Source organism: Sphingomonas caeni (assembly GCF_026013415.1).
GTDB classification, from domain to species: Bacteria; Pseudomonadota; Alphaproteobacteria; order Sphingomonadales; family Sphingomonadaceae; genus Sphingomonas; species Sphingomonas caeni.
Map to the genome: position 1 here is coordinate 1 of NZ_JAPDOK010000017.1, position 11966 is coordinate 11966.

General features: G+C 65.0%; 9 protein-coding genes and 1 pseudogene. 6 read left to right on the forward strand and 4 right to left on the reverse strand.

Annotation, left to right across the window (positions count from 1 at the left end; translation table 11 throughout):
- Positions 1-203: 203 nt before the first annotated feature.
- Positions 204-680 carry a transcription elongation factor GreA gene (gene greA / locus OF829_RS20430; protein WP_264942060.1) on the reverse strand — a complete coding sequence of 159 codons (477 nt, stop codon included), beginning with the start codon at positions 678-680 and terminating at the stop codon, positions 204-206.
- Between the two features lie 192 nt (positions 681-872).
- On the opposite strand from greA, the gene OF829_RS20435 reads away from it, so the two are divergent.
- Positions 873-1184, forward strand: coding sequence for a hypothetical protein (locus OF829_RS20435; RefSeq protein ID WP_264942061.1), 312 nt, complete (start codon positions 873-875; stop codon positions 1182-1184).
- A 7-nt stretch (positions 1185-1191) separates the two neighbouring features.
- On the opposite strand, the gene carB is transcribed toward OF829_RS20435, so the two are convergent.
- From carB to carA, 3 genes are read right to left on the reverse strand one after another with little or no spacing between them, the layout of a single operon-like run.
- Positions 1192-4524: a carbamoyl-phosphate synthase large subunit gene (carB, locus tag OF829_RS20440; protein ID WP_264942062.1), complete on the reverse strand. Its 3333-nt coding sequence runs from the start codon at positions 4522-4524 to the stop codon at positions 1192-1194.
- Positions 4524-5006 (reverse strand): hypothetical protein, encoded by a 483-nt coding sequence (locus tag OF829_RS20445; protein WP_264942063.1) that lies wholly within the window; start codon positions 5004-5006, stop codon positions 4524-4526. The genes carB and OF829_RS20445 overlap by 1 nt, the downstream gene beginning before the upstream one ends.
- A complete protein-coding gene (carA, locus tag OF829_RS20450; RefSeq protein ID WP_264942064.1) occupies positions 5003-6169 on the reverse strand; it encodes a glutamine-hydrolyzing carbamoyl-phosphate synthase small subunit in 1167 nt (388 codons plus the stop codon). Before carA ends, OF829_RS20445 begins: the two co-directional genes overlap by 4 nt.
- A gap of 125 nt (positions 6170-6294) precedes the next feature.
- Here carA and OF829_RS20455 point away from each other — a divergent pair, with 125 nt between their 5' ends.
- The 5 genes and pseudogenes from OF829_RS20455 to OF829_RS20475 all read left to right on the forward strand — a co-directional run.
- Positions 6295-6747, forward strand: coding sequence for a GatB/YqeY domain-containing protein (locus OF829_RS20455; RefSeq protein ID WP_264942065.1), 453 nt, complete (start codon positions 6295-6297; stop codon positions 6745-6747).
- 1 nt (position 6748) lies between these two features.
- Complete coding sequence (gene dnaG, locus OF829_RS20460) at positions 6749-8608, forward strand: DNA primase (RefSeq protein WP_264942066.1); 1860 nt, start codon at positions 6749-6751, stop codon at positions 8606-8608.
- A 50-nt stretch (positions 8609-8658) separates the two neighbouring features.
- Positions 8659-10686: an RNA polymerase sigma factor RpoD gene (rpoD, locus tag OF829_RS20465; protein ID WP_264942067.1), complete on the forward strand. Its 2028-nt coding sequence runs from the start codon at positions 8659-8661 to the stop codon at positions 10684-10686.
- 212 nt (positions 10687-10898) lie between these two features.
- A complete protein-coding gene (locus OF829_RS20470) occupies positions 10899-11657 on the forward strand; it encodes a hypothetical protein (protein WP_264942068.1) in 759 nt (252 codons plus the stop codon).
- A gap of 50 nt (positions 11658-11707) precedes the next feature.
- Positions 11708-11884, forward strand: a pseudogene (locus OF829_RS20475) (sigma factor-like helix-turn-helix DNA-binding protein); the annotation flags it as partial.
- Between the last annotated feature and the right edge of the window lie 82 nt (positions 11885-11966).

Sequence of the window (11966 nt, forward strand, 5' to 3'; positions counted from 1 at the left end):
TCCTCCGCCTCAACCAGCGGAACCCTATGAATCACGCATCCTCCCTCTTGGGAATCCTGAATGTCGATTGGCCCTAGCCAATAGCGTCATCCCGGCGAAAGCCGGGACCCAGAGTCACAAGCGATATCGCTCTTGGCCCTGGGTCCCGGCTTTCGCCGGGATGACGGATGGGGTTTGGAAAGGGCAGCCCCTCCCCACCCGGATCAAATAAACTCGATCGCCGAGACGAGATAATAGCGGTCGCCCGCGGGCACGCTCACCTCAACCTCTTCGTCCACCTTGCGCCCGATCAGCGCGCGGCCGATCGGCGAGTTGTACGAGATGCGGCCCTTGCTCGCATCCGCCTCGGTCTGGCCGACGATCTGGTAGCGGATCGGCTTCTCGTCTTCGTCGAGCAGCGTCACCGTCGCGCCGAATACGATCTTGTCCCCCGAAAGCTCGGCGGGATCGATGATCTGGGCGCGGCTCAGCTTGTCCTCGATATCGGCGATGCTCGCCTCGATCTGGCCCTGGCGCTCCTTGGCGGCGTGATATTCGGCGTTTTCCGAAAGGTCGCCATGCGCGCGGGCTTCCTCGATCGCGTCCACGATCAGCGGACGCTCGGCTTTGAGGCGTTTCAGCTCCCCCGTGAGAGTCTCATACCCCTCAGCCAGCATCGGCATCTTGTCGACCGTCGCCATCTCTCGCTTGTCCTTCGTCAACGCCCCTTTCCCCAAGCGCCTCCTTGCCGGGACGCCCGCACAGTCACTCCATTGGTGGGGGATTCAATTGTGCGACTGCGAATAGTAGGAGTGCGAAGGGCAAGTTTCAAGAGTCTGGCGCACCATTCACGCTCACCGGGTTCGGCGCGGGACAATATGGAGGATCGGATCATGCCGGTAATGCAGAGCGCGGGCGGCAATGGCGCGGTGACCGTCAGACCAAACGCGCAGGCGTCGATCGTGATGGATGACGGCCCGCGCACCGTGACTGTGACGAACATATCGGCGTTCGACGGCGATTTCATCTGCGTCTGGCTCTATGCCACCGCGGCGAGCGTGACCCCGCTACAGCTGACGATCGGTTCGGAAGCGAGCCTCAGCTTGCGCCCACCGCCGCCCGACTCGAACAACAATTCGCCGCGTACCCTCGTGATCTTCAACACCAGCGGGATCGAACTCAGCGTGATCAAAAGATCGAACTGACCGGCGGTCAACGCCCGCTGGCGTAATAATCCTGCAGCGGCCGCACTCCCAGCTCCTCACGGCTCAGCGCCTCGATCGCCCGCGCCGCGGCCAGGCTGGCCTGCGCGGTCGTGAAATAGGGCAGTTTCTGGTTGAGCGCCGAGCGGCGGATATCCGACGAATCCTTCAGCGACTGCCAGCCCTCGGTCGTGTTGAAGATGATCGCGATGTCGCCGTCGATGATCCGGTCGACGATATGCGGCCTGCCCTGCAGCACCTTGTTGACGCGCTCGACCGCAATGCCGTTCGCCTTGAGATAGGCGGCGGTGCCGTCGGTCGCGACGATCGAAAAGCCCTGTTCGGCCATCAGCCGGACGCCCGGCAGGATCACATCCTTGTCGCTATCCTTGACGCTGACGAACAGCTCGCCGGACGCGGGCAGCACCGTCCCCGCCCCCAGCTGCGCCTTGGCGAAGGCGGTGGGGAAATCGCGGTCGATCCCCATCACCTCGCCCGTCGATTTCATCTCGGGGGAAAGCACCGGATCGACGCCGGGGAAGCGGTTGAACGGAAAAACCGCTTCCTTGACCGCGATATAATCGATGTTGCGGTCGATCGCGGGCAGGTCCTTGAGCTTCTCGCCCGCCATCACACGGCTCGCGATCTTCGCGATGGGCACGCCGATCGCCTTGGCGACGAAGGGCACGGTCCGGCTCGCGCGCGGATTGACCTCGATCAGATAGACCGTCCCGTCCTTCACCGCGAACTGGATGTTCATCAGCCCCTTGACGCTCAGCGCATGCGCCAGCGCCACGGTCTGCCGCTCGATCTCGGCGACGATTTCGGCCGACAGGCTGTAGGGCGGGATCGAGCAGGCGCTGTCGCCCGAATGGACCCCGGCCTCCTCGATATGCTGGAGCACGCCGGCGACCACGACATCCTCGCCATCGCAGATCGCATCGACATCGACTTCGATCGCGTCGCGCAGATACTGGTCGATCAGCACCGGGCTGTCCCCCGACACCTGCACCGCGGTCTGGATATAGTCGTCGAGCTGCTGGAGGCTGTCGACAATCTCCATCGCGCGGCCGCCCAGCACATAGCTGGGCCGCATCAGCACCGGGTAACCGATCCGCTCGGCCACCGCGACCGCCTCGTCGCGGCTGCGCGCGATGCCGTTGGCGGGCTGGGCAAGGCCGAGCCGGGCGATCAGTGCCGCGAACCGCTCGCGGTCCTCGGCCAGGTCGATCGCGTCGGGGCTGGTGCCGAGGATCGGAATCCCCGCATCCTCGAGCGCCTGCGCCAGATTGAGCGGCGTCTGCCCGCCGAACTGGACGATCACGCCGACCAGTTCGCCATTCTGCTTCTCGATGTGGAGGATTTCGAGCACGTCCTCGGCGGTCAGCGGCTCGAAATAGAGGCGGTCCGACGTGTCGTAATCGGTGCTCACCGTCTCCGGATTGCAGTTGACCATGATCGTCTCATAGCCCGCATCCGCCAGCGCGAAGCAGGCGTGGCAGCAGCAATAATCGAACTCGATCCCCTGCCCGATCCGGTTCGGCCCGCCGCCGAGGATGACGATCTTCCTGCGGCCGCTCGGATTGGACTCATTCTCGGGCTCGCCGAAGCTCGGCGCCTCATAGGTCGAGTACATGTATGGCGTCTTCGCCTCGAACTCGGCTGCGCAGGTGTCGATCCGCTTGAACACGGGGCGCACGCCGAGCCGGTGGCGCAGCGCCCGCACCTCGGCCTCGGTCACCCCGCCCGTCATCGCCGCGACCACTTCATGGATCAGCCCCGATCCGCGCGCGATCCCGCGCTCAGTGCCCGCGCGCAGCCCGGCGGACTGGAGCGCGAGCCAGGCGAGGCGCTTGTCGCTGAAACCCATTGCCTTGAGCCGGCGCATCCCCTGCGCGTCCTGGGGCAGCCCCCCCGCCATCACCTCATTCTCGGCCGCGACGATCTCGCCGATCCGCGCGAGGAACCAGGGGTCGAACTTGGTCAGCGCATGGACCTCGGCCTCGGTGAAGCCCTCGCGCAGCGCCTGCGCCGCGACCAGCAGCCGCTCGGGCGAGCGCACCGCCAGCTCGGCCTCGATCACGTCGCGCGGCGCGCCGATCAGCCGGTCGACATGGTTGAAGCCGGCAAGGCCCGTCTCCAGCCCCCGCAGCGCCTTCTGCATGCTCTCATGGATCGAGCGCCCGATCGCCATCACCTCGCCGACCGATTTCATCGCGGTGCCCAGCACGGCCTCGGCGCCCTTGAACTTCTCGAACGCGAAGCGCGGGATCTTGGTGACCACATAGTCGATGGTCGGCTCGAAGCTCGCGGGCGTCGCGCCGGTGATATCGTTGGTGATCTCGTCGAGCGTATAGCCGACCGCCAGCTTGGCCGCGACCTTGGCGATCGGGAAGCCGGTGGCCTTGGAGGCGAGCGCCGAGGACCGCGACACGCGCGGGTTCATCTCGATCACGATTAGGCGGCCGTCCTTGGGATTGACCGCGAACTGGACGTTCGAACCGCCCGTCTCCACCCCGATCTCGCGCAGCACCGCGATGCTGGCGTTGCGCATGATCTGATATTCCTTGTCGGTCAGCGTCAGTGCGGGCGCGACCGTGATCGAATCGCCGGTGTGGACGCCCATCGGGTCCACATTCTCTATCGAGCAGATGATGATGCAGTTGTCCGCGCGGTCGCGGATCACCTCCATCTCATATTCCTTCCAGCCGAGCAGCGATTCCTCGATCAGCACTTCGGTGGTCGGCGAGGCGTCTAGCCCCTTGCGGACGATGTCGAGGAATTCCTCGCGGTTGTACGCGATCCCGCCGCCGGTGCCGCCCAGCGTGAAGCTCGGCCGGATGATCGCGGGCAGCCCGACCTTCTCCAGCCCTTCCAGCGCCTCGGCTTCGGTATTCGCGATCGCCGAGCGCGCGGATTCGAGCCCGATCTTCGTCATCGCATCTTTGAACTTCAGCCGGTCCTCGGCCTTGTCGATCGCCTCGGCATCGGCGCCGATCATGATGCAGCCGAACTTCGCCAGCGTGCCGTCCTGCGCCAGCGCCAGCGCGGTATTGAGCGCCGTCTGCCCGCCCATCGTGGGCAGCACCGCATCGGGCCGCTCCTTCTCGATGATCTTGGCGACCACCGCGGGGGTGATCGGTTCGACATAGGTCGCGTCGGCCAGCTCGGGATCGGTCATGATCGTCGCCGGGTTCGAATTGACCAGGACGATGCGATAGCCCTCTTCCTTGAGCGCCTTGATCGCCTGGGTGCCGGAGTAATCGAACTCGCACGCCTGGCCGATCACGATGGGCCCGGCGCCGATGACGAGGATGGAGGAGATGTCGGTGCGTTTGGGCATTAGTCTCTGTGCTTCTTCGGCTTGCGCGGCGTGGCAACGACGCCAAGCGCGGCATAGGTATCGTCACGGTTGAGCCGGAGCTGGACCGCGAACGCCGAGCATTCGTTCGCCTTTGCCGACAAGGATGCCGCCAGAACGACCTGGATGCTCTGGGCCGGGGTAACATAGCGCGCCAGCCTCCCGTCGAACATCGCGCGTGCTGCCACCGCTTCCGAAACCACGCCGGGGCAGGCCGAGGACCGCAGCTCGAACGTGACCTCATCGTTCACCCGCCGGGCAACGATGCTGATCCCGGACACGGTGATCACGCCTTCGCACTGGACGCGTCCGAATTGGTCGCGCGCGTCTTGGGGGCAGCGCACGCTCCATGCGCCATAGCTTCCCACATAGTCCGGATCGACGATCTGCGCCTCGGCCGGAATCTGGCTGAGCGAAACGACGAGCGCGAACGCGGCCGCGAAAGGGAAAGCGCGAGCGATCATCCGGCCATCATGTCCACGAACTTCTCGAACAGATAGAAGCTGTCCTGCGGCCCCGGGCTCGCCTCGGGGTGGTATTGCACGCTGAACGCCGGGCGATCGACCAGCTCGAACCCGCAGTTGGAGCCGTCGAACAGCGATACATGCGTCTCGCGCGCATTCGCGGGCAGCGTTTCACTCTCCACCGCGAAGCCGTGGTTCATGCTGGTGATCTCGACCGCGCCATCGCTGAGCCGCTTGACCGGATGGTTCGCGCCGCGATGGCCCTGGTGCATCTTCGAGGTCTTCGCGCCCACCGCGAGCCCCAGCATCTGATGGCCGAGGCAGATGCCAAACACCGGCTTTCCGCTCTCCAGCATCTGGCGGATCACCGGCACCGCATATTCCCCCGTCGCGGCGGGATCGCCCGGGCCGTTCGAGAGGAAGAAGCCGTCGGGATTGAAGCTCATCGCCTGTTCGAAGGTGGCGGTGGCGGGCAGCACCGTTACTTCAGCTCCGGCCTTAACAAGGTTCCGAAAGATATTACGTTTGCTGCCATAATCGATCGCGACGACATGCGGGCGCTTTGGCCCTACCCCATCACTTTCGTAACCTTCGCCCAGCCGCCAGACCCCGCCTTCCCAGCCGAAATGGGTCTCGCAGCTGACGGTGATGGCGAGGTCCATCCCCTCCAGCCCCGGCCAGGCCCGCGCCATCTGGAGCAGCAGCGGGATATCGAACGTGCCGCTCGGCGAGTGCGCGATCACCCCGTTGGGGGCACCCTCCTGCCGGATCTTGCGGGTCAGCGCCCGGGTATCGATCCCCGACAGGCCGATCCGGGCGTGCTTCTTCATCCAGGCATCGAGATGCTCGGTCGCGCGGAAGCTCGACGGCGCGGTCACGTCCTCGCGCACGATCATGCCGAGCGCGTGCGGGTCGTCCGCCTCGACATCCTCGGGATTGGCACCGACATTCCCGATATGGGGGAAGGTGAAATTGATGATCTGACCGGCAAAGCTCGGATCGGTCATGATCTCCTGATAGCCGGTCATCGCGGTGTGGAAGCACACCTCGCCCACCGCCTGCCCCTCGGCTCCGAATCCGCGGCCCCACACCACATCGCCCGATGCGAGCACCAATACGCCGGTGGCTCCTTGAGGCATGGGCATGGGTTTGGCGTCGGCCATTATGGGGTGGCGCTCCATTGGTGTTGCGGCGATGTCGCTAAGTGGCGGGCGCTAGACCCCTCCCCCCCTCGCGTCAACCGGTTCGCGGGTCTACAGCGTCACATTCCCGATTCACGAGAGAGCAAATGATCCGAGACGACATCAAGGCCGCCCAGATCGAGGCGATGAAGGCCGGCGACAAGACCAGCCGCGGCGCGATCATGCTGATGCAGAGCGCGATCAAGAACCGCGACATCGAGGCGCGCACCGGCAAGGCGCCCGAGGATGACGACGCGCTGGTGGTGGAAGTGCTTCAGAAGATGGTCAAGCAGCGCCGCGAATCGATCGAGATGTACGCAAAGGGCGGCCGCCAGGAGCTGGCCGATGCCGAAGCGGCCGAGGTCGCCGTGATCGAGCGCTTCCTGCCCAAGGCGATGAGCGACGCGGAGACCGCCGCGGCGATCGAGGCGATCAAGGCCGAACTGGGCGCTACGGGCATGAAGGACATGGGCCGCGTGATGGCCGAACTAAAGGCGCGGCACGCGACCACGCTCGACATGAGCAAGGCAAGCGCCGCGGTGAAGGCGGCGCTCTCCTGACGTGAGCCTCACCCCCGCCTTCCTCGACGAACTTCGCGCCCGCACCCTGCTCTCGGGCCTCATCGGCAAGTCGGTGAAGCTCCAGCGTGCGGGACGCGAGTGGAAGGCGTGCTGCCCGTTCCACAACGAGAAGTCGCCGAGCTTCTACATCAACGACGACAAGGGCTTTTATCATTGCTTCGGCTGCTCGGCGCATGGCGACGCGATCCGCTGGCTGACCGAGCAGCGCGGGCTGCCCTTCATCGATGCGGTGAAGGAGCTGGCGCAGGCCGCGGGCATGGAGATGCCCGAGCAGGATCGGCATGCCGCCGCACGCGCGGAGCGGGCCCGCGGGCTGCATGAGGCGATGGCCGACGCGGCCGCATGGTTCACCGAGAAGCTGGGCGGGATCGAGGGCGGTGAGGCGCGCGCCCTGCTCGAACGGCGCGGGATCAAGCCCGAGGTCGCGCGGGCGTTCGGCATGGGCTTCTCCCCCGATTCGCGCGGCAAGCTGCGCGATGCGCTCAAGGCCTATGGCGATCCGATGCTGATCGAGGCGGGGCTGCTGATCTCGGTCGAGGGGAAGAAGGAGCCGTACGACCGCTTCCGCGGCCGGCTGATGATCCCGATCCGCGATGCGCGCAGCCGTGTGATCGCCTTTGGCGGCCGCGTGATCGGCGACGGCGAGCCGAAATATCTCAACTCCCCGGATACCCCGCTCTTCGACAAGGGCCGCACGCTCTACAATCTCGATCGCGCCGCCGCGGCTTCGCGCAAGGCGGGGCGAGTGATCGTGGTCGAGGGCTATATGGACGTGATCGCGCTCGCCCAGGCCGGGTTCGGCGAAGCGGTCGCGCCGCTCGGCACCGCGCTGACCGAGCATCAGATCGAGCGGCTGTGGCGGCTGGCCGAAGTGCCCCTGCTCTGCTTCGATGGCGACAGCGCCGGGCAGAAGGCGGCGATCCGCGCCGCGCATCGTGCCTTGCCCCATCTCCAGCCGGGCCGCAGCCTCGCCTTCGTGACCTTGCCCGAGGGGCTCGATCCCGACGATCTGGTGCGCACCAGGGGCGCCGCGGCGTTCGAGGCGCTGCTCAAGGAGCCCCAGCAGCTCGCCGACCGCCTTTGGACGAGCGAACTCGCAGCCGAACCGCTCGAGACGCCCGAGGCCCGCGCCGGGCTCAAGCGCCGGCTCGGCGAACTGGCCAACAGCATCCAGGACGCTGGCGTCCGCACCGAATATCTCGCCGAGTTCCGCAACCGCTTCGACGCGCACTTCGCCAAAGCGCCGCGCGAATTCCGCCCGGGCGGGGCGCGGGGCGAATGGAAGAAGGGCAAGTGGAAGCCCCCCGAGCCTCCGGTCGGGCTCGTCCCGCGCGGCGTCCGCGCGAGCGGTCTCGACCCGATTCTCGCCCGCGCCGTCCTAGCGGGCCTCATCCGCCATCCGGCCGAAATCGCCCGCCATGTCGAGGTGCTTGGGAGTCTCCGCAGCGCCTCGGGCGCGCTCGGCAAATTGTTCGAGGCGGTGATCGATGTGGCGCTCGAGGACCAGCAGGTTGATAGTGCGGGAATCCTCACCATATTGGCGCGGTCCGGGTTCGGCGAGATCGCCGACCAACTGCTGCGGGCCGATGGACTCAATTACTCGTTCAACCGGTCCGGTGTGCCGCCTGCGCGGGCGCTGGAGGATCTGAACGAGGCGATTGCGGTCATGATCGCCCAGCCTGCCGTCGATGCCGCGCTCGCGGAGGCGACGGCGGCGCTGCAGGAGCGGTTCACCGACGAGGCTTTCGCCCGTCAGGTGGCCCTTTCCCGCAAGCGATTGGAGCTGGAAACGCGGCTTGCGAATCTGGCTGTTGCGGAAGAAGGCGATTTGGACGATTAGGGCGGCGTATAATAGCCGCCATCCGGTATTCGAGTATTCGAGGGCAATTGATGGCGAAGGCACCCATGGCGGAGGTTGATCCCGGCGAGACCGGCGATGCTCCGCTGATCGATCTCAACGAAGGTTCGATCAAGAAGCTCGTCGCGCGGGCGAAGAAGCGCGGTTACATCACCGTGGACCAACTGAACGAGATGCTGCCGCAGGACCAGATGTCCTCGGAGCAGATCGAAGATGTCATGGCCAATCTCAACGACATGGGGATCAATGTCGTTGAGAATGAGGATGTCGGCGAGGATGCCGAGCCGGAGGATGACACCCCGGATGAGGTCGATGCCGAGAAGGACGGCGACGAGCCTGCCTTTGAAATGGCGAAGAAGAAGGAGGTCGTCGATCGCACCGACGATCCCGTGCGCATGTATCTGCGCGAGATGGGCGCGGTCGAGCTGCTCAGCCGCGAGGGCGAGATCGCGATCGCCAAGCGCATCGAGGCCGGCCGCGACACGATGATCCTGGGGCTGTGCGAAAGCCCGATCACCTTCAACGCGATCATCAGCTGGTCGACCGCGCTCAACGAGGGCACGATGCAGCTGCGCGAGATTCTCGATCTCGACGCGATGCTGTCCAAGGATCCCGCCCCCGAATCGCTCAGCGACGAGGAAGCCGAGGGCGATGGCGAGATCAGCGAAAAGACCGCCGGCCCCTCTTTCAAGGAAGAGGAGGAGCCCGAAGAGGCGCCCGCCGACGAGGAGGACGAGGATTCGATGACCGAGCGCCGCACCCCGCGGCCCTCGGACGACGAGGAGGAGGACAATACCCTCAGCCTCGCCCAGATGGAGGAACAGCTTAAGCCGCAGGCGCTCGAGAAGTTCGCGAACATCACCTCGATCTACAAGAAGTTCAGCAAGGTCCAGCTCCAGCGGCTCGACGCGATGTCGGCCGGCGGCGAGCTCGCGGCTTCGGACGAGCGCAAATACCAGAAGCTGCGCGAGGAACTCACGGCGGAAGTCGAGAGCGTCCAGTTCCACCAGGCCAAGATCGAATATCTGGTCGACCAGCTCTACAGCTTCAACCGGCGGCTTACTGCCCTCGGCGGCCAGATGCTGCGCCTCGCCGAGCGCCACAAGGTGGGCCGCAAGGACTTTCTCGACCGCTATGTCGATCACGAGCTCGACGAGAATTGGCTGCCGACCGTCGAGGCGCTCGACAAGAAGTGGCGCGCCTTCGCCGAGAATGAGGCGGGCGCGGTCGACCGCATCCGTACCGAGATCGCCGAGATCAGCCAGGCGACCGGCATGAGCCTCGCCGAGTTCCGCCGCATCGTGAACATGGTGCAGAAGGGCGAGCGCGAGGCGCGGATCGCCAAGAAGGAGATGGTCGAGGCCAATCTTCGGCTCGTCATCTCGATCGCCAAGAAATACACCAACCGCGGGCTGCAGTTCCTCGACCTGATCCAGGAGGGCAATATCGGCCTGATGAAGGCGGTCGACAAATTCGAGTATCGCCGCGGCTACAAGTTCAGCACCTACGCCACCTGGTGGATCCGCCAGGCGATCACCCGCTCGATCGCCGATCAGGCGCGCACGATCCGTATCCCGGTCCACATGATCGAGACGATCAACAAGCTGGTGCGGACCAGCCGCCAGTTCCTCCACGAGCAGGGCCGCGAGCCCACGCCGGAGGAAATGGCCGAGCGCCTTTCCATGCCGCTCGAAAAGGTCCGCAAGGTGATGAAGATCGCCAAGGAACCGATCAGCCTCGAAACGCCGATCGGCGACGAGGAGGATTCGCACCTGGGCGACTTTATCGAGGACAAGAACGCGGTGATCCCGGTCGATGCCGCGATCCAGGCGAACCTCAAGGAGACGGTGACCCGCGTGCTCGCCTCGCTCACCCCGCGTGAGGAACGCGTGCTGCGCATGCGCTTCGGCATCGGGATGAACACCGATCACACGCTGGAGGAAGTCGGCCAGCAGTTCAGCGTCACCCGCGAGCGCATCCGGCAGATCGAGGCGAAGGCGCTTCGGAAGCTGAAGCATCCGAGCCGGTCGCGGAAGATGCGGTCGTTCTTGGATCAGTGACGGCTAGCGTTGCGTTGGAGATTTTTTCTCACGCAGCTTCCGGCTTGATTGAGAGCGCAGGTGAGCTGTACGGAAATGTCGACACTGGTTTGGCCACGCGTTAGGATCGTGGCTCCGGACGCTTGGCCTGCTTTGGCCGGGGAAGGCCCGTCAACTGGTTCCTGCTCGTGGTGTTCGGCTGTCGTAGACATCAGACACGGGGGAATGACGCCATGATCCAGCAACGCATCGCTGCCGTGGACGACTACATGCGGATGTACAACGGCTTGCGGGAAGTGGAGGAGGTCGAGCGCGAACTCGGGCGGATCGGTTTCTTCGAAGGTGATTTCGATCGTGTGGCCAGGATATTCCAGCGACATAGCGTGACGGACATTGTGGGCATCTGCCTGCTGCACAATCACTGCTCGGTTACCGAGGGTGAGATCATGGTGCAGCGCCTGCCGGAGGTGATCTGCGGAAAGCCGAGCCTCGTCACCGCGCCGGCGGCGGCTGACGGCGAGCTAGCACAAGCTTCCGTGCCGTGGAGCTTCCGATTGGAAAGCACTGCCGATGACGGGCCTTTCGTGCCAGTCGAATGGAGCCTCGATCCGTTGGTGCAGGAGGACTTCGTGCGGCTCAGCGGGGAGACCGCGTTCCTCGCAGAGCTGGCAGACGCATTGCGCGCGCACGGTTTAACCGACCTCGTCGGCCTTGCGCTCTATCGCCGGGCATTCGAGCCCGCGGCGCCCGAATTGCTACTGATCGAGCGGAGCGACACCGCTTCGCGCTCGAATATCCTGACGTTCGACCCTGACACCGAGGTAGGGGGCGAGACCATCCAGACAATCTATTACATGGGCGACCTTGCGGATTCGCCGATGGCAGGGTGCACGGTCGTCTGTCAGCGCCTCCCCCATTGCGTGAAGCGATCTCCCGGCCATGGACGAGAGATGGTCCATACCGGCCAGCAGGTCCATTCGGTCGACGTGTGACGCTGCCCTTCATCATCGCGAGGGTGCGCACCCTCGCGATGTGATCAGCGGAGCGCGTGCTGCGCATGCGCTTCGGCATCGGGATGAACACCGATCACACGCTGGAGGAGGTCAGGCAGCAGTTCGCGGTGACCCGCGAACGCATCCGCCAGATCGAGGTGAAGGCGCTCAGGAAGCTGAAGCATCCGTCGCGGTCGCGGAAGATGCGGTCGTTTTTGGATCAGTGACGGTTTAGGGTCTGTTGAGATTCAGGATTCCCTAAGAGTGTAAATTCTGATTCAAACTGCGGATGGACAGACTTGTTTTGAC

Bases quoted from the DNA above. Each gene is read 5' to 3' on its own strand.
- greA (WP_264942060.1), bottom strand. From the start codon at position 680: ATGGCGACGGTCGACAAGATGCCGATGCTGGCTGAGGGGTATGAGACT.
- OF829_RS20435 (WP_264942061.1), top strand. From the start codon at position 873: ATGCCGGTAATGCAGAGCGCGGGCGGCAATGGCGCGGTGACCGTCAGA.
- carB (WP_264942062.1), bottom strand. From the start codon at position 4,524: ATGCCCAAACGCACCGACATCTCCTCCATCCTCGTCATCGGCGCCGGG.
- OF829_RS20445 (WP_264942063.1), bottom strand. From the start codon at position 5,006: ATGATCGCTCGCGCTTTCCCTTTCGCGGCCGCGTTCGCGCTCGTCGTT.
- carA (WP_264942064.1), bottom strand. From the start codon at position 6,169: ATGGCCGACGCCAAACCCATGCCCATGCCTCAAGGAGCCACCGGCGTA.
- OF829_RS20455 (WP_264942065.1), top strand. From the start codon at position 6,295: ATGATCCGAGACGACATCAAGGCCGCCCAGATCGAGGCGATGAAGGCC.
- rpoD (WP_264942067.1), top strand. From the start codon at position 8,659: ATGGCGAAGGCACCCATGGCGGAGGTTGATCCCGGCGAGACCGGCGAT.
- OF829_RS20470 (WP_264942068.1), top strand. From the start codon at position 10,899: ATGATCCAGCAACGCATCGCTGCCGTGGACGACTACATGCGGATGTAC.